This window comes from Serratia sp. DFXYC6, assembly GCF_057196085.1.
Genome location: NZ_JBXUNV010000004.1, coordinates 43,406 through 66,522 on the forward strand (window position 1 = coordinate 43,406; position 23,117 = coordinate 66,522).

General features: G+C 58.5%; 17 protein-coding genes and 3 tRNA genes. 13 read left to right on the forward strand and 7 right to left on the reverse strand.

Translation table 11 applies throughout. The annotated features are described in order from the left end of the window. Positions 1 to 77 precede the first annotated feature (77 nt). A complete protein-coding gene (gene pgm, locus AC2CGQ_RS19190) occupies positions 78 to 1,721 on the reverse strand; it encodes a phosphoglucomutase (alpha-D-glucose-1,6-bisphosphate-dependent) (RefSeq protein ID WP_041922314.1) in 1,644 nt (547 codons plus the stop codon). Between the two features lie 77 nt (positions 1,722 to 1,798). Then, complete coding sequence (seqA, locus tag AC2CGQ_RS19195) at positions 1,799 to 2,341, reverse strand: replication initiation negative regulator SeqA (protein WP_015376957.1); 543 nt, start codon at positions 2,339 to 2,341, stop codon at positions 1,799 to 1,801. A 224-nt stretch (positions 2,342 to 2,565) separates the two neighbouring features. On the opposite strand from seqA, the gene ybfF reads away from it, so the two are divergent. The 4 genes from ybfF (at position 2,566) to fur (ending at position 5,454) form a co-directional block, all read left to right on the forward strand. Beyond that, a complete protein-coding gene (gene ybfF / locus AC2CGQ_RS19200) occupies positions 2,566 to 3,339 on the forward strand; it encodes an esterase (RefSeq protein WP_015376956.1) in 774 nt (257 codons plus the stop codon). 256 nt (positions 3,340 to 3,595) lie between these two features. Further along, on the forward strand, positions 3,596 to 3,883 hold the full coding sequence (gene ybfE / locus AC2CGQ_RS19205; RefSeq protein ID WP_004939936.1) for a LexA regulated protein: 288 nt from the start codon (positions 3,596 to 3,598) through the stop codon (positions 3,881 to 3,883). A gap of 255 nt (positions 3,884 to 4,138) precedes the next feature. Then, a complete protein-coding gene (fldA, locus tag AC2CGQ_RS19210) occupies positions 4,139 to 4,678 on the forward strand; it encodes a flavodoxin FldA (RefSeq protein WP_004939938.1) in 540 nt (179 codons plus the stop codon). 329 nt (positions 4,679 to 5,007) lie between these two features. After that, entirely contained in the window at positions 5,008 to 5,454 is a 447-nt protein-coding gene (gene fur / locus AC2CGQ_RS19215) for a ferric iron uptake transcriptional regulator (protein ID WP_019454058.1), read from the forward strand. Between the two features lie 248 nt (positions 5,455 to 5,702). On the opposite strand, the gene AC2CGQ_RS19220 is transcribed toward fur, so the two are convergent. The 5 genes from AC2CGQ_RS19220 to nagE form a co-directional block, all read right to left on the reverse strand. Further along, positions 5,703 to 8,360 (reverse strand): beta-N-acetylhexosaminidase, encoded by a 2,658-nt coding sequence (locus AC2CGQ_RS19220; protein WP_076740484.1) that lies wholly within the window; start codon positions 8,358 to 8,360, stop codon positions 5,703 to 5,705. Between the two features lie 13 nt (positions 8,361 to 8,373). Continuing rightward, positions 8,374 to 8,700, reverse strand: coding sequence for a ChiQ/YbfN family lipoprotein (chiQ, locus tag AC2CGQ_RS19225; RefSeq protein ID WP_004939944.1), 327 nt, complete (start codon positions 8,698 to 8,700; stop codon positions 8,374 to 8,376). A gap of 46 nt (positions 8,701 to 8,746) precedes the next feature. Continuing rightward, positions 8,747 to 10,150, reverse strand: a complete 1,404-nt coding sequence (gene chiP / locus AC2CGQ_RS19230) for a chitoporin ChiP (RefSeq protein WP_004939945.1) — start codon at positions 10,148 to 10,150, stop codon at positions 8,747 to 8,749. A gap of 578 nt (positions 10,151 to 10,728) precedes the next feature. Further along, positions 10,729 to 12,393 (reverse strand): glutamine--tRNA ligase, encoded by a 1,665-nt coding sequence (gene glnS / locus AC2CGQ_RS19235; RefSeq protein ID WP_049240204.1) that lies wholly within the window; start codon positions 12,391 to 12,393, stop codon positions 10,729 to 10,731. Positions 12,394 to 12,633: 240 nt separating this feature from the next. Next, positions 12,634 to 14,670 carry an N-acetylglucosamine-specific PTS transporter subunit IIBC gene (gene nagE, locus AC2CGQ_RS19240; protein WP_172574542.1) on the reverse strand — a complete coding sequence of 679 codons (2,037 nt, stop codon included), beginning with the start codon at positions 14,668 to 14,670 and terminating at the stop codon, positions 12,634 to 12,636. Between the two features lie 334 nt (positions 14,671 to 15,004). Here nagE and nagB point away from each other — a divergent pair, with 334 nt between their 5' ends. From nagB to AC2CGQ_RS19285, 9 genes are all read left to right on the forward strand, one after another. Further along, the gene (gene nagB, locus AC2CGQ_RS19245; RefSeq protein WP_004939952.1) at positions 15,005 to 15,805 is read left to right on the forward strand and encodes a glucosamine-6-phosphate deaminase; all 801 of its coding nucleotides are present in this window, start codon (positions 15,005 to 15,007) and stop codon (positions 15,803 to 15,805) included. A gap of 18 nt (positions 15,806 to 15,823) precedes the next feature. Then, complete coding sequence (nagA, locus tag AC2CGQ_RS19250) at positions 15,824 to 16,963, forward strand: N-acetylglucosamine-6-phosphate deacetylase (RefSeq protein WP_380692901.1); 1,140 nt, start codon at positions 15,824 to 15,826, stop codon at positions 16,961 to 16,963. Positions 16,964 to 16,990: 27 nt separating this feature from the next. Then, positions 16,991 to 18,211, forward strand: coding sequence for a DNA-binding transcriptional regulator NagC (nagC, locus tag AC2CGQ_RS19255; protein WP_004939956.1), 1,221 nt, complete (start codon positions 16,991 to 16,993; stop codon positions 18,209 to 18,211). Between the two features lie 67 nt (positions 18,212 to 18,278). After that, a complete protein-coding gene (locus AC2CGQ_RS19260; protein ID WP_004939957.1) occupies positions 18,279 to 19,031 on the forward strand; it encodes an HAD-IIA family hydrolase in 753 nt (250 codons plus the stop codon). Between the two features lie 190 nt (positions 19,032 to 19,221). Further along, complete coding sequence (gene chiC / locus AC2CGQ_RS19265; protein ID WP_484593826.1) at positions 19,222 to 20,664, forward strand: chitinase ChiC; 1,443 nt, start codon at positions 19,222 to 19,224, stop codon at positions 20,662 to 20,664. A 284-nt stretch (positions 20,665 to 20,948) separates the two neighbouring features. Continuing rightward, positions 20,949 to 22,613: an asparagine synthase B gene (gene asnB / locus AC2CGQ_RS19270; protein WP_004939961.1), complete on the forward strand. Its 1,665-nt coding sequence runs from the start codon at positions 20,949 to 20,951 to the stop codon at positions 22,611 to 22,613. 219 nt (positions 22,614 to 22,832) lie between these two features. Further along, a tRNA-Met gene (locus AC2CGQ_RS19275) sits at positions 22,833 to 22,909 on the forward strand. Between the two features lie 16 nt (positions 22,910 to 22,925). After that, positions 22,926 to 23,010 (forward strand) — tRNA-Leu (locus AC2CGQ_RS19280). A 30-nt stretch (positions 23,011 to 23,040) separates the two neighbouring features. Next, a tRNA-Gln gene (locus AC2CGQ_RS19285) sits at positions 23,041 to 23,115 on the forward strand. Positions 23,116 to 23,117 lie beyond the last annotated feature (2 nt).

Here is a 23,117-nt window from a genome sequence, read left to right on the forward strand (position 1 = left end):
AAAAAAAGATATATCTAAATTACAGGCATAAAAAAAGCGCTGTAAAAACAGCGCTTTTTATCAGACGAGAACAGCGATTATTTGGCGGAAGCCAGCACTTCGCTGACGATCTCAACCGCTTCGTGCTCGATTTTCTCGCGGTGTTCCGCCCCGAGGAAGCTCTCGCAGTAGATCTTGTATGCCTCTTCGGTACCGGAAGGACGGGCCGCGAACCAGCCGTTGTCGGTCATCACTTTCAGGCCGCCGATCGACGCGCCGTTGCCCGGCGCTGCGGTCAGACGCGCGGTGATCGGGTCCCCGCCCAGCGTACTGGCCTTGACCATCTCCGGCGACAGCTTGGACAGCGCCGCTTTCTGCGCATGGGTTGCCGGCGCCTGGATGCGGTTGTAGCTTGGCGCACCGAAGCGCTTGGCCAGATCGTCATAGTGATGCTGCGGATTTTCACCGGTTACCGCGGTGATTTCAGCCGCCAGCAGGCACATGATGATGCCGTCTTTGTCGGTCGACCAAGGCTGGCCGTTGAAGCGCAGGAACGAGGCCCCGGCGCTCTCTTCGCCGCCGAAGCCCAGGCTGCCGTCGAACAGGCCGTCCACGAACCATTTGAAACCAACCGGCACTTCCACCAGCTTGCGACCCAGGTCAGCCACCACGCGATCGATCATCGCGCTGGACACCAGCGTTTTACCTACCGCCACATCGGCGCCCCACTGCGGGCGATGCCGGAACAGGTAGTTGATGGCTACCGCCAGATAGTGGTTCGGGTTCATCAGGCCCTTCGGCGTGACGATGCCGTGACGGTCGTAATCCGGATCGTTGGCGAACGCCAGATCGAATTTGTCGCGCAGTGCCAGCAGGCCGGCCATCGCCGACTCGGACGAGCAGTCCATGCGGATGATACCGTCGTGATCCAGGTGCATAAAGCGGAAGGTCTGATCGATGGAGTCGTTCACCAGCGTCAGATCCAGCTTGTAGTGTTCCGCCACGCGCTGCCAATAGGCGATGCCGGAGCCGCCGAGCGGATCCACGCCCAGTTTCAGGCCGGCGCGTTGAATGGCCGGCATGTCGACCACGTCAACCAGGCCTTCGACATAAGGCTGCACCAGATCTTTGGCGTGCAGGTGGCCGCTGTTCCAGGCTTTGTCCAGCGACTGGCGCTGAACGCCTTTCAGCTGCTGCGCCAGCAGTTCGTTGGCGCGCTTTTCGATCACCGACGTCAGGTTGGTGTCAGCCGGACCGCCGTTCGGCGGGTTGTACTTGATGCCGCCGTCTTCCGGCGGGTTGTGGGACGGCGTAATGACGATGCCGTCGGCCTGCGCGCCGCCGCGGCGGTTGTGGCACAGAATGGCGTGCGATACCGCCGGCGTTGGCGTGAAGCCGTTGTTTTCCTGCACGATCACATCGACGCCGTTGGCGGTCAGCACTTCCAGCACGGAAATAAAGGCCGGTTCGGACAGCGCATGGGTGTCTTTACCCACGTAGCACGGGCCGGTGGTGCCCTGCTGATGACGAACTTCGGCGATCGCCTGAGCGATGGCGAGGATGTGCGCTTCGTTGAAGCTGTGGCGCTGCGCGCTGCCGCGGTGGCCGGAGGTGCCAAACTTCACCGCATGTGCGGCATTGCCGGCTTCCGGTTGCAGCACATAGTACTGCGACGTCAGCTGGGCTACGTTGATCAGATCGCTTTGGCGGGCGGGCTGCCCGGCACGTGGATTATTCGCCATCGACATATCTCCCTCATCCCTGTCGGTGACCGGGCAAATACGTCGCGCACGGCCATCATGACGGGCTGTTCGCTAAATTAGACGGTACCGCAAACTTTCTCGATCAGTTCCGCCGGGAACTGCATCGCCTGCATGATGTGTTCGATCATGCTGCGTTTGCGGCCGGTATTGGTATTGGTGATCACCCAGTAAGGGGTGCCAGGCACATGCTTCGGCTTGGTATGCGTGCCGTTGGCCAGCAGGGTCTGCTGATCGCCGGCGAAATAGGTGCGGGTACGGCCGGTCAACGCCTCGGTGGCGGCGGCAAAACCGGCGGCATCGAGGGTGTACAGCGTGGACAGCACCAGCATGAAACGGTTGACCGCTTTATTCTGCTCGGCGTATTCATCCGACAGCAGCAGTTCACGCACGGCGCGTACGCGATCGCGCGGACGCTGAACCGGCGCCGCTTTTTCCAGCTCGACGGACTGCGACGCACTGGCGGCAGGCAACGCGCGCGCCGGCTGCCCGGCGGTGAATTTCAACATGCGGCGTAAAATATCGGACGCGCTTTCACCGATGTGTTGCGTGTGGCTGGCAATATAACGGTAAAGCTCTTCGTCGACTTCAATAGTTTTCATCTTTATCCAATACTGTTTTTTCTACTTAGAACCTGAAGCCAGATCCTGCATTCAAGCCATGGGATTATAAGGTTAAAAGCGCTGGGGCGAACACAACAATGTGCCTCCGGACGGCAAATGCAGACTAATACCTATAGCCGGCACTGCCAAGCCCGCGCCGCGAAAATTCCGCATGATTCATCGTGCGATTCAATCATGATACCCTAATCTGAATCTCTCTCTGTATGAACTTCGCCATGAAATTACATTATCAACTGCTGGCCGCCGAGTCAGACGCGCTGCCGGTGCTGCTGATCCACGGGCTGTTCGGCAATCTCGACAACCTGGGCGTGCTGGCGCGCGATCTGCATAAACAGCACAGTGTGATCAAGGTCGATCTGCGCAACCACGGCCTCTCCCCGCGCGCCGACGACATGAACTACCCCGCCATGGCGCAAGATCTGCTGGCGCTGCTCGACGAACTGCAGCTGGAGAAAGCGATCGTCATCGGCCACTCGATGGGCGGCAAAGCGGCGATGGCGCTGACCGCCATCGCGCCCGAGCGCATCGCCAAGCTGATCGTCATCGACGTCGCGCCGGTGGATTACCAGACCCGACGCCATGACGAGATCTTCGCCGCGCTGAAGGCCGTCAGCGCCGCCGGCATTACCCAGCGCCAGGCGGCCGCCCAGTTGATGCGCGACTACCTGCAGGAAGAAGGCGTGATCCAGTTCCTGCTGAAGTCCTTCCATAACGGTGAATGGCGCTTCAACCTGCCGGTGCTGATCGAACGCTACGAAGACATCACCGGCTGGCAGGAAGTCCCGGCCTGGCCACACCCGACCCTGTTCATTCGCGGCGGCCTGTCGCCGTACGTGCAGGACAGCTACCGTGCAGACATCGCCCGCCAATTCCCGCAGGCACGCGCGCACGTCGTCGCCGGCACCGGCCATTGGGTGCACGCCGAAAAACCGGAAGCGGTGCTGCGCGCCATCCACCGTTTCCTCGGCGAAGCCTGAAAAACGCGCTCACCTGGCGAAAAAACGCGCTAAAGATAACGGCTTAGCGCGTTTAGCCCGCAGTTAGGCATTGTCGCCGCTCCATCTGCTGGGGTAATATGGCGCGCTATAATTTTGCCGCCGCGCCAGCGCGTTCGCGAACGCCGGTTCGGGGGTAAATTTGGGTTAGGGTTTATTGGCCCGAAGTGTGTTAACCGATGCCTCCGGAAGCGTGCGAGCGCTTTTTGATGCAAACTCCCTTGCAGTACCGCTACCTATGGCAAAAGAACAAACGGATCGCACGACGCTGGATCTGTTCGCAGATGAACGCCGTCCGGGGCGCCCGAAAACCAACCCGCTTTCCCGCGATGAACAGCTTAGAATCAATAAGCGCAATCAGTTACGGCGCGATAAAGTGCGCGGATTGCGGCGCGTAGAGCTGAAAATCAACGCGGATGCGGTGGACGCCCTGAACAAACTGGCGGAACAGCGCAACATCAGCCGCAGCGAACTCATCGAGCAGATGCTGTTGGCGCAACTGGCGGAAGAACAGCCGGAACATTGATCTCTTCGGCCGCACGCGCGGCGCGGCGTTAAGGACAACGCCGGATCGACCACGCTTTTCTTCATCCTTCGGCATCGCATAAATGCGATAAAACCCCGGCGCCACTTTCTGGCATGATACGCATTTACCGGTAAGAGACTGCGCCTGTCGGCGCCCGCCACCGTGGCGAAAGGCTCTTGCCATGGCATCATTTTAATCGGCGGCAGTGCCGGCGCCGAGTAATGCAATTAATTGAATTTAAAGGTTATACGCGATATGGCTACTGTAGGCATTTTCTTTGGCAGCGACACTGGCAATACCGAAAACATTGCCAAAATGATCCAGAAAATTCTCCAGAAACAGTTTGGCGACGACGTCTCTGAAGTGCACGACATCGCCAAAAGCAGCAAAGAAGACCTGGAAGGGTTCGATATCCTGCTGCTGGGTATCCCGACCTGGTACTACGGTGAAGCGCAGTGTGACTGGGACGATTTCTTCCCGACGCTGGAAGAAGTCGATTTCAACGGCAAACTGGTGGCGCTGTTCGGCTGCGGCGACCAGGAAGACTACGCGGAATACTTCTGTGACGCGATGGGCACCATCCGCGACATCATCGAACCGCGCGGCGCGGCCATCGTGGGCCACTGGCCGACCAAAGGCTACCACTTCGAAGCTTCCAAAGGCCTGGCGGACGACAACCACTTCATCGGTCTGGCGATCGACGAAGACCGTCAGCCGGAGCTGACCAATGAGCGCGTCGACGCCTGGGTCAAACAGATTGTCGAAGAGCTGAGCCTGGCCGATATCGTCGGCTAAACGCCGGGACTGGCGAAAGGTTGAACAAAGGCCCTGTAAAGTGCATAGTGTGCCGACAGGGCCGTCATCGGCAACAGGGATTGCTGCGATAGAAGCTACAGATTTGTAACTTCCCACCCCGTCACGGTAGACTGAGATATCGGTTTATCCCATCCATCAAGGCGTTGCATGCAAAACATGCAATAGTGCAATTATATCTTTGTTAACAACCGGCGGTTTCCATTTAGTACAACCGGTTCTATAATGAGACGCATTAACTCTTTGTGCCGACCGATGCCACAGGCGAGTACGCCTCAACTTGATTAGCATAGTAACAGGACTGAATTCGCATGACCGACAACAACATCGCATTGAAGAAGGCCGGCTTAAAAGTCACGCTTCCGCGACTCAAAATCCTGGAAGTACTGCAAAATCCGGAATGCCATCACGTCAGTGCGGAAGATTTGTACAAAAAACTGATTGATATGGGCGAAGAGATCGGCCTGGCAACGGTTTATCGCGTACTGAACCAGTTTGACGATGCGGGCATTGTGACACGTCACAACTTCGAAGGCGGCAAGTCCGTGTTCGAGCTGACCCAACAGCATCACCACGATCACCTGATTTGCCTGGACTGCGGCAAAGTGATCGAATTCAGCGACGAATCCATCGAAGTGCGCCAGCGTGATATCGCCAAGCAGCACGGCATCAAGCTTACCAACCACAGTCTGTACCTGTACGGCCACTGTGAAACCGGTGACTGCCGCGAAGACGAAACGCTGCACGACAAGAAATAAGCCTCACCGGCTATGAGAAACCGCCTCACATTGAGGCGGTTTTTTTATGCCCGCCGTACAACGGGCAAAAAAATCCCCGGGCAAGCCGGGGAAAGATCATGTCATGAAATACTACAATTGCAGCGGCACTGCGACTCCACGTACTGCTCTCACTTCAACATCCGCCCCACGCCGGCACGCGCGGGGGCGAACGCATTCCCCCTTCGTTAAGCGGCCCGCCGCCATGACGACAGGCCGATGTGCCGGGCTTAGACCTTCTCGGCGCGGCTGTAACGTTTACCGTCCGGGCTGACCGAGCGCACCTGTACTTCGCCGGAGACCGCCGGTTTGGCCTTGGCATCATAGCGCTGCCACTGCTTACCGCCGTCGGTGGAGTACTCGATGCCCAATCCCGGCAGCGCGATATTCGCTTCCAGCTTGCCGCCCGCCACGCGCGCGCCCGGCACCGGCAGACGGTAAGCGACGCCGCCTTTGTCCAGCTTGGCCAGTTCTCGTTGGCCCAGGATATTGGCGAAGCGCAACCAGTCTTTCTCCAGCGCCTTGGTGTCGACAAAGTGGGTTTCCCCGCCTTTGTATTCACGGCCGGCGCGATAGTCCTGCTCCCAACCGGCTCGGTGCCAGGCGCGTTCCGCCACCGACAGCGCGCGCGGGAAGATCATGTATTCCATCTGCGGATCGGTGCGCTGGGTTTCGCTCCACAGCTGAGCGGACAGACCGTAGGCGCCCGGCCACGGCTTGTCGCTTTTGGCGTTAAAGTGGTTGCCGTCGCGGTCGACCGAGGTTTCCGCGTTCTGCGGCATGTTGTCCGGCGCGAAGCTGAACACCTTGCGCTCGTCGCTGAAGCGGGTGCCCCAGTAGTAACCACGCTCGTCCGGGTTCACCTCGTAAGGGAAGTCCATGTAGACGTAGTCCGGGTTGGAGACCACCACTTCATATCCTTTGTTGGCCCAGTCGTTGACGCTATCGAAACCGCCCCAGTACAACGTATCCCAGAAGTTGACGCCCACGCGCGAGGTGGCGAACGCCTTTGCGTTCTCGGCGTCTTTCAAGCCGTCTTGCCAGGCCTGCATTCTGTCGATGCCGTGCGCCTTCACCAGCTTGCTGACCTCCTGGCCGAAGTAGCTCGGCAGGTGTTCCATGTCGGCCACCTTGCCTTCTTTGATCATCGTCTGGCAAACCTGCGACTTGGCCCACGGCTTGTCTTCGTTGCTCTGGTCGATGATGCCTTTACCCGGCTCCGGTTTCGCCTTGTCGGTATAGCCGGCGCCCAGGCGGATGTTTTTCGCCTCATCGCCGCCGAAGTGCCAGGTTTTGATCGGCTGCCCGGCTTCTTTATGCATCTGGGCAATCTCGCCAATCACCTTGTCGACAAAGCGCTGGGAGGAATCCAGGCACGGGTTCAGGTAGCTCTGGCGGTTAAAGAACTGCACCGAGGTGGTATTGGAGGTATCGGTCGGATCCACCAGGCGGAACTCGTTGGCCTCCTGCTCTTTGCCGGCGGCATGCAGTTTCTTGTAGCGCGCTTCCATAGAGACCACCGCCGCGCGGGCGTGCGCCGGCATGTCGATCTCCGGGATCACCTCAATCTGGCGCGCCTGGGCGTATTTGATGATGTCGATATAGTCCTGACGGCTGAAGAAGCCGCCGTAGACGTCCGGCCCCTGGCCGTACTGCGGCAGCAGGCAGGTGGTTTCGCTCAGATCGTGGCAGCGCTGGCCGCCGACTTCCGTCAGCTCCGGCAAACCGGGGATCTCGATGCGCCAGCCTTCGTCATCGCTCAGGTGGAAGTGGAATTTATTGAGCTTGTAAGCCGCCATCTGATCCAGCAGGCGCAGCACCGCGTCCTTCTTATGGAAGTTGCGCGCCACGTCAAGGAAAATGCCGCGATACTGGAAGCGCGGCGCATCGCTGGCGTCGAGCGTGGCGATCTTGCCGCTGCCGTCGCTCGGCACTAACGACAGGATCGACTGCAACCCGTAGAACACCCCGGCCTGATCGAAGCCGATCACCCGCGCCTCTTTCTTACCGATTTTCAGCTCATAAGCGCCCGGCACCGCCATCGCGCCTTTAAACTTGCCCGGCTGGATGTCGGTCTTGATCGGGTAACCGTTGGCCTGAACCGGCACGCCCAGCAGCGCGAAGCGCTGGTTGACGACGTCCGCCGCCGGCTTGACCAGCGTGCTCAGATCCGGCGATACCCCTTTGCGCAGGTCGGCGTCCTGTGCGTGCACTTTCACCTGCATCGGTGTCGGCACGATCTGGCCGCGCAGCGCGCCGGCGGGCAGCGTCTGCAGATCGGCATTGCTGACAAAGCGCGAAGCCGGCGTCATCAGAATGTTTTTGTCGTCCTTGGTGCGCTTCCACTGATCGCCGGTGAACGGCGCCACGAACTGGTCCAGGTTTTCGGTGTCGGTATTCGCCAGCATTTTCGGCTTGGCGTCGCCGGAGGTGGCATACCAGCGCGGCAGGAAGTCGTTTCTGAACAGCTGCCAGTATTCGGCGACCACCGGGATTTCCACCGCCTTGCCGGCAGGGAAACCGCTGAATTTGGCGGTCGGCTCCAGCTTGTACAGATCGCCGGTCAGATGCGCGATCTTGAACTGATCGTTATCCACCCGCAAGGTCTGGCGCGGGCTGTGGAAATAGATGACCCAGTCCTTGCCGTCGATCGCCTGCCCGTCGTTGCTGAGGGTGAACAACACCCGGTTGCATGAGGCCCAGTCGGCGCCCAGCGCCGCGCAATCCACGCCGTTTTCGCCGGCGCGGTTATCCAGCATTTTCACGTTCAGCTTCAGCTGGCTCAGCTGATCCACCAGCTGTTGATCGGCCATGGCATTACCCATGCCGCCCAGGAATCCCATCGTTGCCGTCAAAGCGGCCAGTGCGCTCAGTTTGAATGCGTTCATCTTCTCGTCCTTCTTAATTATTGTTATCGCGAATTTCTTGCCACAGCTTGCCGCACTTGGCGTCGTAAGCCTGACCGTTACCGCTGTGCACCGCCATAATGCAGTTCTGATAATCCATCACCCGCACCGTTTCCTGCGCGGCGAACTGCTGGTGCTGTTTCTCTTGTTTCAGCACGTTCAACACCGCCTTGCAGGGCTGCAGACGCTCCGGCGAACCTTCGGCGGTGTTGATGCAGGCGCTGTAAGCCTGCTTCAATTTGGCGTCTTCCGGCGGCGCGGCGGGTTGCGCGCAGGCGCTCAAGGCCGCGGCGGCCGCCAACATCAGCATGATTTTTTTCATCGTTGAATTCCCTTAACTGCCCCCGGCGACGAGGCCGGGGAACGCATCAGAAGATGGTGAATGGCGCGATGACCATGAACTTGACGTCTTTCTCGTCCTGGAAGATGTTGCCGTAACCGCCGCCCCAGCTCGGGATGTTGGTGTGGTTGTCATACTGGGTGTAGTGCAGCTTGATCAGCGTGCCCTTGGCGCGCCCTTCCTGGATGGTGTACATCGCGTCCAGGCTCCAGGCGCTCTCTTTCAGGCGCTGGCTCTGATCGTAGATCGGGTTGGTGCTCGGCTTGGCGTCCCAGGCGTAAACGTAGGAGCCGCCGACCGCCATGCCCGGCAGGTTCCAGTTGCTGAGGTCATACATCACGCCGGCGTACACCGCTTTCTCGCCGTTGGCGTTAAAGTCGGAGCGGTTATCCCACCACACGTCCAGGCGGCCGTTGGACGAGGCGTAGGTCGGGGTCATGCGCTGCAGGAAGAAGCCCTGGTTGCCTTCCGCCTTGACCATGGTGCCTTCCAGACGCCAGTTGAACTGGCCGGTGGTGTAACCGAAGGTCAGCGCCTGCAGCCAGGCCAGCCCGTCGTAGATGCTGTTCGGATCGTTCTTGTCGCTGATGCGATCTTCCGCACCGTAGAACTGGTAACTGGTGGTCAGCGGGTTGCCCAGCACATCGAATTTGTAAGACGCCTTGGTGAAGTACTGATTCACGTAACCCTGGGCCTGGCCGAAGGCGGCTTCCAGCACCAGATCGTTTTTGAAATCGTACTTGGCGCCCAGCGAGTGCAGGTAGGAGACGCGGGTTTTCTTATCGTTCTGGCGGAAGTCGTCCACCTCGATATGCCACGGCGCCTTGTATTTGTCGGCCCACATGTAGGAGAAGCTCAACGCGCCGGCATCGCCGTAGTCGAACTTGGCGCCGGCCTCGGCGCCCTGATAGGTGCCCGGCATAAAGCTCCAGTGCGGCGCCAGCAGGGTTTGGCCGCTCGGCTGAATATAGCCGGCGCGCGCCCAGACCGGGCCGTATTTGAACTTGGCGGCGGCTTTGTACAGGCTGACGCCGCCTTTGTCACCGGAATAGTCTTCGTCGTAGGTACGGTTTTTTGAGGAGAACGCGATCTCGTTAGGGTGGCCGCTGGCGCTGGATTCCGCCAGCTCGATGGCGGTAAAGGCACCGACATCCAAGCCAAACATGTCCCAGGCGTAGCCCGAGGCGAAATCCAGGCTCAGGTTGGCGGTAGAGTGCGACAGGTTGGTGGTGTATTGGTTGTAATCCTTGCTGTCCGGATTGAGATCTTTACGGTCGCGCTCACGTTGCCAGTAATAGATGCCGCCGGTCAGCGTGGAGTCATCGATAAACCCTGCGGCTTTCGCCTCAGGCGCCATGGCAAACCCTGTTCCCAACAGCGCGCCCGCGACTGCGAGCGCCAGCGTTTTACGCTGAGCACCGTGCGTACCCATATTGAAATTCCTCTTTGACTTAACTTAAAAGTTGCAGCCGCCTGTGTTCACCACTGCCCTGCACGACTGCCAATAAAAAACCCGAACGGGTAAAAAAAATTGCCGACGAGATGTTATTCCCACAGCACTAATTGCTACAGACAGACTATTTTTCGCGACGCGAATTATCAAATGAAAAATGCGGGAGATTTGTCAAAATATGACAAGGAGCACATATCAGTGAGATTTTGTTACGCCAGTGTTCATGGAAGGTGTCGAATAAAAAATTCAATTAAATCAGAATAAATTGAGATACAAGGTCAACCAGAGACGATTAATGGTTTCAGCCTGACCAAATCCGTCATTCAGACAATAAAAATTGAGAGCGCTCTCCAAATGAAATTAATTCGCATCACGAATATATAAGTAAAAATTAAGGCTATTAAGTCCAATATCAGAAAACTTATTGATTAACGCACCGAGGTTAATTAAGCACAGCCCGGAATAACGCTGCAGGAATAGATGATTTGCTCAATGGCAGACATAAAAAAAGCGCGGCCTAAGCCGCGCTGATTCATTAATTTCCAAGGCGAATAAGATTAGCCTTCGATTTTCGCCCAGGTATCACGCAGGCCAACGGTGCGGTTAAACACCAGATGGTCGGCCGACGAGTAACGGTTGTCGGCACAGAAGTAGCCTTCACGCTCGAACTGGTAGGCCTTCTCCGGCTGGGCGGCCGCCAGACTCGGCTCAACGAAACCGTGCTTGATGACCAGCGATTCCGGGTTGATGGTGGAGAGGAAATCCTCCGCCGCGCCCGGGTTAGGCACGCTGAACAGGCGATCGTACAGGCGAATTTCCGCCGGCAGCGCGTGCGCCGCGGACACCCAGTGGATCACGCCCTTCACCTTGCGGCCGTCGGCAGGATCTTTGCTCAGCGTTTCCGCATCGTAGCTGCAGAAGATGGTGGTGATCTCGCCCGCTTCGTCCTTCTCGACGCGCTCGGCCTTGATCACGTACGCATTGCGCAGACGCACTTCCTTGCCCAGCACCAGACGCTTGTACTGCTTGTTGGCTTCTTCGCGGAAGTCGGCGCGATCGATATAGATCTCGCGGCTGAACGGCACATCGCGGCTGCCCATTTCCGGCTTGTTCGGGTGGTTAGGCATGGTGACCATTTCCACCGCATCGCCCATGTTCTCGATGACGATTTTCACCGGATCCAGCACCGCCATGGCGCGCGGGGCGTTCTCGTTCAGATCGTCGCGAATGCAGGACTCCAGCGCCACCATCTCGACGTTGTTGTCTTGCTTGGTCACGCCGATGCGCAGGCAGAACTCGCGAATCGAGGCGGCGGTATAACCGCGGCGGCGCAGACCGGAGACGGTCGGCATGCGCGGGTCATCCCAACCTTCGACGATCTTCTCGGCCACCAGTTGGTGCAGCTTGCGCTTCGACATGATGGCGTATTCGAGGTTCAGACGCGAAAATTCGTACTGCCGCGGGTGGCAAGGAATGGTGATGTTATCCAGCACCCAGTCATACAGACGGCGGTTATCCTGGAACTCCAGGGTGCACAGCGAATGGGTGATCCCTTCCAGCGCATCGGAAATGCAGTGGGTGAAATCGTACATCGGGTAGATGCACCATTTGTTGCCGGTCTGGTGGTGTTCGGCAAACTTGATGCGGTACAGCACCGGATCGCGCATCACGATAAACGGCGAAGCCATATCGATCTTGGCGCGCAGGCAGGCGGCGCCTTCGGCGAACTCGCCGTTGCGCATCTTCTCGAACAGCGCCAGGTTCTCTTCCACGCTGCGGTCGCGGTACGGGCTGTCTTTGCCCGGCGAGGTCAGGGTGCCGCGATATTCACGGATCTGCTCCGGCGACAGCTCATCGACGTAGGCCAGCCCCTTGGTAATCAGCTCAACCGCATACTGGTGCAGCTGATCGAAATAGTCTGAGGAGTAATGAACGTTGCCGCTCCACTCAAAGCCCAGCCACTCCACGTCGTGCTTGATTGACTCCACGAACTCGATGTCTTCTTTCACCGGGTTGGTGTCATCGAAACGCAGGTTGCACTGGCCCTGATAGTCCTTGGCGATGCCGAAGTTCAGGCAGATGGACTTGGCGTGGCCGATATGCAGATAGCCGTTAGGCTCCGGCGGGAAACGGGTATGTACCGACGTGTGTTTCCCCGACGCCAGATCTTCATCGACGATCTGACGGATAAAATTGGTTGGGCGGGCTTCAGCCTCACTCATTTCACTGTTCCTCAATGCAAAGCGCTACACATAACCGCCTATGATCCAACAAGCCACGTCTGGAAACAACCGTTTGTTTCACGAAAAATGCGGCATATTGCACCATCGGCGCGCAGCGCACCGCCGTGGAGCGAAATGGGATAAAAAAAGCGGGAAGAGATCGCTCTCTTCCCGCCAAGTCGGGGCAAACTCCGCCATGATGCGTGACCGGCCCCGGGTACTACTCAGGTAAAAACAGCCTTATTTCTGGATCTCGTACAGCTTGGTCTGACCGGCGACCACCGAGCCACTGGCCAGCGCCGCCAGGCCGGCATAGTCGTCAGAATTGCTGACTACCACCGGGCTTATCATCGAACGCGCATTGGCGTTCAGGTAATCCAGATCCAGTTCCAGAATCGGTTGACCGGCTTTCACTTCCGCGCCTTCCTCCACCAGGCGTTTGAAGCCCTGGCCTTCCAGCGCGACGGTGTCGATCCCCATGTGCACCACGATCTCAGCGCCCTTGTCGGTTTCCAGGCAGAAGGCGTGGTTGGTATTGAAGATTTTCACCACGGTGCCGTCAGCCGGCGCCACCACGATGTTGTCGGTCGGGCGAATCGCCAGGCCGTCGCCTACCGCCTTGCTGGCGAAGGCTTCGTCCGGCACCTGATCGAGCGCCACCACTTCACCGGTTACCGGCGCCACCAGCGTTTCAAACGCGGCTTTCGGTGCCTTCGGCACCGCCTGCGGTTTGGCTTCTGCAGCAGGGGCCGCCGCCGGAGCCGCCGCTGCCGCTACCGGGCCGGCCGCGATCACGTTGCGCATCGCGCTGGCGATAAGTTCGGCACGGGTGCCGACGATCACTTGCACGCTCTGCTTGTTCAGGCGAATAACGCCCGATGCGCCGAGGCGTTTCGCCAACGCGTCGTTCACCAGCGCGGAGTCTTTCACATTCAGACGCAGGCGGGTGATGCAGGCATCGATGCCGGTCAAGTTGTCGGAGCCGCCGATCGCGCCGACGTAGCGACGGGCCAGCGTGGTGGTTTCGTTCTCGTCTTTACCGGCGTTGCTGTCGACGTTGACGTCGTAGCCGTCGGTTTCGTCACCGGCAACCGCCAGCTCGCGGCCCGGGGTCATCAGGTTGAACTTGTTGATAGTGAAGCGGAACACCACGTAGTAGATGACGAAGAACGCCAGGCCTTGCGGGATCAGCATGTACCAGTGAGTCGCCAGCGGGTTGCGGGAAGACAGCACCATATCCACCAGGCCGGCGCTGAAGCCGAAACCGGCGATCCAGTGCATGCTGGCGGCGATGAACACCGAGATACCGGTCAGCACGGCGTGGATCACGTACAGCACCGGCGCCACGAACATGAAGGAGAATTCCAGCGGTTCGGTGATACCGGTAAAGAAGGCGGCGAAAGCGGCCGCCAGCATGATGCCCGCCACTTTGGCTTTGTTCTCAGGACGCGCGCAGTGATAAATGGCCAGCGCCGCACCCGGCAGACCGAACATCATAATCGGGAAGAAGCCCGCCTGATAACGGCCGGTGATGCCGACAACCGCTTTACCGGCTTCGATCGACTGCTGGCCGCCGAGGAAGTTAGGAATATCGTTGATGCCGGCCACGTCGAACCAGAACACCGAGTTCAGCGCGTGGTGCAGGCCAACCGGAATCAGCAGGCGGTTGAAGAAGGCATAGATGCCCGCGCCGACCGAGCCCATTTTCTGGATGTGTTCACCGAAGTTCACCAGACCGTTGAAGATCACCGGCCAGATGTACATCAGAATGAAAGCCACCAGGATCATCAGGAAGGAGATGAGGATCGGCACCAGGCGGCGGCCGCTGAAGAACGACAGCGCCTTAGGCAGCTCGACGCCGCTGAAGCGGTTGTACACTTCGGCGGAAATGATGCCCACCAGAATACCGACGAACTGGTTCTGGATCTTGCCGAACGCGGCAGGCACCTGATCCAGCGGGATCTTCTGAATCATCGACACGGCGGCCGGCGAACAGAGGGTGGTCAGCACCAGGAAACCAACGAAGCCGGTCAACGCGGCGGCGCCGTCCTTATCTTTGGACATACCGTAGGCCACGCCGATAGCGAACAGCACCGACATGTTGTCGATGATAGCGGAGCCGGATTTAATGAAGAAAGCGGCGAGCGCGTTGTCGCCGCCCCAACCAACAGGGTCAATCCAGTACCCGACGCCCATCAAGATGGCGGCGGCGGGCAGCGTGGCGACCGGCACCATCAGCGCCCGTCCCACCTTTTGCAAATAACTAAGAATGTTCACCTTTTCCCCCTATGTTGTCCGCGGACGGACCCTATTAGTAGTTTATTTGGAGCTCTCACTACCTTTTTAGAAAAAACGCATGGCACGTATCACTCATGCCGAGTGTAAAAAATTTATTTTGTATCGCAAATTAAAACCTCCCTTTTTGTGATAAATATCACCGAAAAGTAGTCTTTACCTCCCAGATTGCTGGCCATCACACAAAACTTATTTTATCATTCAAAAAATCAACCGGACGGACGATTCACGCGAGAATCATAAAGCTGGGTTACGCTTAGGACTCCCGCAGGCCCGTACAGTATAGCTTTAGTTTACTTATCCCAAGAGGTGTTAGATGAGACTTATCCCACTGAAAGATACCGCACAAGTCGGCAAATGGGCCGCGCGTCATATCGTTCAACGCATCAACGCATTCAAGCCAACCGCAGAGCGCCCGTTTGTACTCGGCCTGCCTACCGGCGGCACGCCGCTGGAAGCCTACAAACATCTGATTGCGATGCACAAAGCAGGTGAAGTAAGCTTTAAGCATGTTGTGACTTTCAACATGGACGAGTACGTTGGCCTGCCGCAGGAACACCCGGAAAGCTACCACACCTTCATGTACCGCAACTTCTTTGATCACGTTGATATTCCTCGTGAAAATATCAACCTGCTGAACGGCAACGCCGCGGATGTCGACGCCGAGTGCCGCCAGTACGAAGAGAAGATCAAGTCTTACGGCAAAATTAACCTGTTCATGGGCGGCGTGGGCATCGACGGCCATATCGCGTTCAACGAGCCGGCTTCGTCCCTGGCTTCGCGCACCCGCATCAAAACGCTGACCGAAGACACCCGCATCGCCAACTCGCGCTTCTTCGGCGGCGACGTCAGCCTGGTGCCGAAATATGCGCTGACCGTCGGCGTGGGCACGCTGCTGGACGCGGAAGAAGTGATGATCCTGGTCACCGGCCACGCCAAGGCGCAGGCGCTGGAAGCCGCAGTGGAAGGCAACATCAACCACATGTGGACCATCAGCTGCCTGCAGCTGCACGCCAAAGCGGTGGTGGTGTGCGACGAACCGGCCACCATGGAACTGAAAGTCAAAACCGTCAAATACTTCCGCGAGTTAGAAGCGGAAAGCGTGAAAAGTCTTTAATCTTTGCAGGGGGCTACGATGTTCGCTTTAACCCACGGCCGAATCTATACCGGCCACGACGTACTTGATGACCATGCAGTCATTATCGCTGATGGGCTGATCGAGAAAGTCTGCCCGGTGGCTGAATTGCCCGCCGGCATCGAAACGCGCGACCTGGGTGGCGCCATCCTGGCCCCCGGGCTTATCGACGTGCAGCTGAACGGCTGCGGCGGCGTCCAGTTCAACGATTCGCTGGAAGCGATCTCGGAAGAAACGCTGGAGATCATGCAGCGCGCCAATGAGAAATCCGGCTGCACCAGCTATCTGCCGACGCTGATCACCAGCAGCGACGAATTCATGAAGCACAGCGTCGACGTGATGCGCTCTTATCTGAAAAAGCACCAAAATCAGGCGTTGGGCCTGCACCTGGAAGGGCCGTACCTCAGCCCGGTGAAAAAAGGCACCCACAACCCGGCGTTCATTCGCAAGCCGACCCAGGACATGATCGATTACCTGTGCGCCAATGCCGACGTGATCACCAAGGTGACGCTGGCGCCGGAAATGGTTGAGCCGCACTTTATCAAGCAGCTGACCGAGGCCGGCATCGTGGTCTCCGCCGGCCACTCGAACGCCACCTACGATCAGGCGCGCACCGGCTTCGCCGCCGGTATCAGCTTCGCCACCCACCTGTACAACGCCATGCCGTATATCACCGGCCGCGAACCGGGGCTGATGGGGGCTATCTTCGATACGCCGGAGGTCTATACCGGCATCATCGCCGACGGCCATCACGTGGCCTGGGCGAGTATCCGTAACGCCAAACGCCTGAAAGGTGATAAATTGGTCTTGGTCACCGACGCGACCGCACCGGCGGGTGCAGATATTGACCAATTTATTTTCGCCGGTAAAACAATATACTATCGGGACGGGCTGTGCGTGGATGAGAACGGCACCCTGAGCGGTTCCGCGCTGACCATGATCGAAGCGGTGCAAAACAGCGTCGAGCATATCGGCATCGCGCTGGACGAAGCGCTGCGCATGGCGACGCTGTACCCGGCGCGCGCCATCGGCGCCGATCGCCGTCTGGGCACCATCGAAGCCGGCAAGGTGGCTAACCTGACCGCCTTCACCCGTGATTTCAAGATCACCAAAACGCTCGTTAACGGTAACGAGGTTTAATTCAATGAACAGCGAGTAACATTATTGATGAGCACTGGCGGACAAGCACAAATAGGGAACGTTGACTTAGTCAAACAACTTAACGGCGCGGCAGTTTATCGCCTGATCGACCAACAGGGCCCGATCTCGCGCATTCAAATCGCCGAACTCAGCCAGCTCGCCCCCGCCAGCGTCACTAAGATTACTCGCCAGCTGCTGGAGCGCGGGCTGATCAAAGAAGTCGATCAGCAAGCCTCCACCGGCGGCCGCCGCGCGATCTCCATCGTGTCGGAAACCCGTCATTTCCATACCGTCGCGGTGCGTCTCGGCCGCCACGACGCCACCATCACCCTGTATGACATGAGCGGTAAATCGCTCAGCGAAGAACACTATCCGCTGCCGGAACGCACCCAGGAAACGCTGGAGAATGCGCTGTTTGCCGCCATCGCCCAATTCATTGAAGCGAACCAGCGCCGCCTGCGCGAACTGATCGCCATCGCGGTGATCCTGCCTGGCCTGGTGGATCCGGCGCTGGGCGTGGTGCGCTATATGCCGCACATCAGCGTCAGCAACTGGGCGCTGGTAGACAACCTGCAGCAGCGCTTCAACGTCACCAGCTTCGTCGGCCACGACATCCGCAGCCTGGCGCTGGCGGAGCACTACTTCGGTGCCACCCGCGACTGTGAAGACTCGATTCTGGTGCGCCTGCACCGTGGTACCGGCGCCGGCATCATCGTCAACGGGCAGATTTTTCTCGGCAACAACGGCAACGTCGGCGAGATCGGCCATATCCAGATCGATCCGCTCGGCGAACGCTGCCACTGCGGCAACTTCGGCTGCCTGGAGACGGTGGCCGCCAACGCGGCGATCGAACAGCGCGTGCGCCAGCTGCTGAGCCAGGGCTACCCGAGCAAACTGACGCTGGAAGACTGCGGCATCAACGCCATCTGCAAGGCCGCCAACCGCGGCGATCTGCTGGCCAGCGAAGTGATCGAACACGTCGGCCGCTATCTGGGCAAGGCGGTGGCCATCGCCATCAACCTGTTCAATCCGCAGAAGGTGGTGATCGCCGGTGAGATCACCGAAGCGGACAAGGTGCTGCTGCCGGCGATCCAGAGCTGCATCAATACTCAGGTGCTGAAGGACTTCCGCAAAAATCTGCCGGTGGTGACCTCCGAACTCAATCATCGCTCGGCGATCGGCGCTTTCGCCCTGGCCAAACGCGCGATGCTCAACGGCGTGCTCTTGCAGCGATTGCTGGAAAGCTGATCCGCCGCTTCTGGCAGGTGTGTTATCGTCACTTCTTGCCTGCCGTAATCATGAGAAACAGCGACAAATGAAAATCAAAAACGTTATATGCGATATCGACGGCGTGCTGCTGCATGACAATACGCCGGTGCCCGGCGCCGACCTGTTCCTGGCGCGCATCCAGGAACAAGGCATGCCGCTGGTGGTGCTGACCAACTACCCGTCACAGACCGCACAGGATTTGGCGAACCGCTTCGCCGCCGCCGGGCTGGAAGTGCCGGAGAGCGCGTTCTATACCTCGGCGATGGCCACCGCCGACTTCCTGCGCCGTCAGGAAGGCAAAAAAGCCTATGTGGTCGGCGAAGGCGCGCTGATCCATGAGCTGTACAAAGCCGGTTTCACCATCACCGACATCAACCCGGATTTTGTGATCGTCGGTGAAACTCGCTCTTACAACTGGGACATGATGCACAAAGCCGCCTACTTCGTCAGTAACGGCGCGCGCTTTATCGCGACTAATCCGGATAGCCACGGCCACGGCTTCTCGCCGGCCTGCGGCGCCCTGTGCGCGCCCATCGAGAAGATCACCGGCCGCAAGCCGTTTTATGTCGGCAAGCCCAGCCCGTGGATCATTCGCGCCGCACTGAACAAAATGCAGGCGCACTCGGAAGAGACGGTGATCGTCGGCGACAACCTGCGCACCGACATTCTGGCGGGCTTCCAGGCCGGCCTGGAAACCGTGCTGGTGCTGTCCGGCGTCTCCACGCTGAGCGACATCGAAACCATGCCGTTCCGTCCGAGCTACGTCTACCCTTCCGTCGCCGATATCACCATCTTCTGATGCGGCCATGGCGGCCGCCCGGCCGCCATTATTTCCTTCTCCCTCAGCGTCAGTTTGAATTTAATTCGTTCATGGCCACAAAAGGTTTCAGCCTGCCTGCGCTAAAAATCCTCATTATAAATTTACGCCCCGCCAATAGCTGATATTGCCGGCGAGCGGAAAACTCTTACCCCTAATTAATGAGGCTACCATGAGCACCAATAACATTATTAATGCCGTCGCCGCCGATGACGCGGCCATTATGCCGTCTATCGCCAATAAAAAGATCCTGATGGGTTTCTGGCACAACTGGGCCGCCGGCGCCAGTGACGGCTACCAGCAAGGGCAGTTCGCCACGATGAACCTGACCGACATTCCCACCGAGTACAACGTGGTGGCCGTCGCCTTTATGAAAGGCCAGGGCATCCCGACCTTCAAGCCTTACAACCTGTCCGACACCGAGTTCCGCCGCCAGGTGGGCGTGCTGAACAGCCAGGGCCGCGCGGTGCTGATCTCCCTCGGCGGCGCAGACGCGCATATCGAGCTAAAGACCGGCGATGAAGACAAGCTGAAAGACGAGATTATTCGCCTGGTGGAAGTCTATGGCTTCGACGGCCTGGATATCGATCTGGAACAGGCGGCGATCGGCGCCGCCAATAATAAAACCGTCTTGCCTGCGGCATTGAAAAAAGTAAAAGACCATTACGCCGAGCAGGGAAAAAACTTTATTATCAGCATGGCGCCGGAATTCCCGTATTTACGCACCAACGGCACCTACCTGGATTATATTAATGCCCTAGAAGGCTATTACGACTTTATCGCGCCGCAATATTACAATCAGGGCGGCGACGGTATTTGGGTGGATGAACTCAACGCCTGGATCACGCAGAATAACGACGCCATGAAAGAGGACTTCCTCTACTATCTGACGGAAAGCCTGGTCACCGGCACCCGCGGCTATGCGAAGATCCCGGCGGCGAAATTCGTCATCGGCCTGCCAAGCAACAACGATGCCGCCGCCACTGGCTACGTGATCGACAAACAGGCGGTGTATAACGCTTTCTCGCGTCTCGACGCCAAAAACCTGTCGATCAAGGGCCTGATGACCTGGTCAATCAACTGGGACAACGGCAAGAGCAAAGCCGGCGTCGCCTACAATTGGGAGTTCAAAACCCGCTATGCGCCGCTGATTCAGGGCGGCGTCACCCCACCGCCGGGAAAGCCTAATGCGCCGACGGCGCTGACGGTCGCCGAGCTGGGCGCCACCTCGCTGAAACTGAGCTGGGCCGCCGCCACCGGCGCCTCACCGATCGCCAGTTACACCGTCTACCGCAACGGCAACCCGATCGGCCAAACCGCCGGTCTGTCGCTGGCCGACGGCGGTCTGACGCCGGCGACCCAGTACAGCTACTTCGTTACCGCGACCGACAGCCAGGGCAATACCTCGCTGCCGAGCAGCGCGCTGGCGGTCAAAACCGCCAACGACGGCACGCCGCCCGATCCGGGGGCGCCCGAGTGGCAGAACAACCACAGCTACAAGGCTGGCGACGTGGTGAGCTATAAAGGCAAGAAATATACCTGTATCCAGGCGCACACCTCCAACGCCGGCTGGACGCCGGACGCCGCCTTCACCCTGTGGCAGCTCATCGCCTAATCGCTAATCGATTGCCGGCCAAACTGGCCGGCAATCCCGCCATCACGCTAAAAATTGCATAATCGATAATTTTTCGCGGCGATAACTGAACATCCGTTAAAAACCACATCTAAGCAAACAACTATTTATCAACGCATGGCTAAAACGCTTGCATCTCTCGCAGCTTTTGGCGCATTTTCATAACCACAGCGCAGCAAAACCGGGTTATCGCTGATAAATCGGCAATGCTGCCCATAACAGTAAAAAACAACATCACAGTCATAAAAGCCCGTTAGGAGAGTTGTATGTGTTCTATTTTCGGTGTGCTCGATCTGAAGTCCGATCCCGTTGAACTGCGTAAGAAAGCGCTGGAGCTGTCACGTCTGATGCGCCACCGCGGCCCGGATTGGTCCGGCGTTTACGCCAGCGACAAAGCCATTCTGGCTCACGAACGCCTGTCGATCGTCGACGTCAACAATGGCGCTCAACCGCTGTACAACGCTGCGCACACCCACGTTCTGGCGGTCAACGGCGAAATTTACAACCATCAGGCGCTGCGCCAACAGCTGAGCGACCGCTACGCGTTCCAGACCGGTTCCGACTGTGAAGTGATCCTGGCGCTGTATCAGGAGAAAGGCCCGGACTTCCTCGACGATCTGCAAGGCATGTTCGCCTTCGCCCTGTATGACACCGAAAAAGACGCCTACCTGATCGGCCGCGATCACCTGGGCATCATTCCGCTGTACATGGGCCACGACGAGCACGGCAACCTGTACGTCGCCTCGGAAATGAAAGCGCTGGTGCCGGTGTGCCGCACCATCAAGGAATTCCCGGCCGGCAGCTACCTGTGGAGCCAGGACGGTGAGATTCGTGAATATTATCGCCGCGACTGGTTCGATTACGACAGCGTCAAGGACAACGTGACCGACGCCGCCGCCCTGCGCACCGCGCTGGAAGAGTCGGTGAAAAGCCACCTGATGTCCGACGTACCTTACGGCGTGCTGCTGTCGGGCGGGCTGGATTCCTCGGTCATTTCGGCGATCACCAAGAAGTACGCCGCGCGCCGCGTGGAAGATCAGGAACGCAGCGAGGCCTGGTGGCCACAGCTGCACTCCTTCGCCGTCGGCCTGGAGGGCTCGCCGGATCTGCGCGCCGCGCAAGAGGTGGCCAACCATCTGGGCACCGTGCACCATGAAATCCACTTCACCGTACAGGAAGGCCTGGACGCCATCCGCGACGTGATTTATCACATCGAAACCTACGACGTCACTACCATTCGCGCCTCGACGCCGATGTACCTGATGTCGCGTAAAATCAAGGCGATGGGTATCAAGATGGTGCTTTCCGGCGAAGGCGCGGACGAAGTGTTCGGCGGCTACCTGTACTTCCATAAGGCGCCGGACGCCCGCGAATTCCACGAAGAGACCGTACGCAAGCTGCTGGCGCTGCACATGTTCGACTGCGCGCGCGCCAACAAGGCGATGTCCGCCTGGGGCGTCGAAGCCCGCGTGCCGTTCCTGGACAAGAAATTCCTCGACGTGGCGATGCGCATCAACCCGAAAGATAAAATGTGCGGCAACGGCAAAATGGAAAAACACATCGTTCGCGAATGTTTCGAGTCCTATTTGCCGGCCAGCGTGGCCTGGCGCCAGAAAGAGCAGTTCTCCGACGGCGTCGGCTACAGCTGGATCGACACGCTAAAAGAGGTGGCTGCGCAGCAAATCAGCGATCAACAGCTCGAAACCGCGCGTTTCCGCTTCCCGTACAACACGCCGACCTCGAAAGAAGGCTACCTGTACCGCGAGATCTTCGAAGAGCTGTTCCCGCTGCCGAGCGCCGCCGAATGCGTGCCGGGCGGCCCGTCCGTCGCCTGCTCGTCCGCCAAGGCCATCGAATGGGATGAATCGTTCAAGAAGATGGACGATCCTTCCGGCCGCGCCGTCGGCGTGCACCAGGCCGCCTATAAATAAACGCGCGGCGTTTTCCCTTGGGGCGGGCCTTTTGGCCCGCCTTTTTGTTGCCTTTTCCGCCCGCCAACTGCCTGAATTGCCGATTTTATCGCCATAATGTTCACAACCCAGACAAACGGCGCTTCCGGGCGCTTTTTCGGGAAAAAACTTGTTGACGCAAATCGGTCATATACGCATAATGCGCCCCGCAACGCCGATGAAGGCAAAGCAAAAAAAGAGGGCTACGTAGCTCAGCTGGTTAGAGCACATCACTCATAATGATGGGGTCACAGGTTCGAATCCCGTCGTAGCCACCATCTCTTTTTTGCATTTGCGGGAGTGGCGAAATTGGTAGACGCACCAGATTTAGGTTCTGGCGCCGCAAGGTGTGCGAGTTCAAGTCTCGCCTCCCGCACCATTTCTCTTCATCGTCGGCGCAGTATGTTGATGGGGTATCGCCAAGCGGTAAGGCACCGGTTTTTGATACCGGCATTCCCTGGTTCGAATCCAGGTACCCCAGCCATA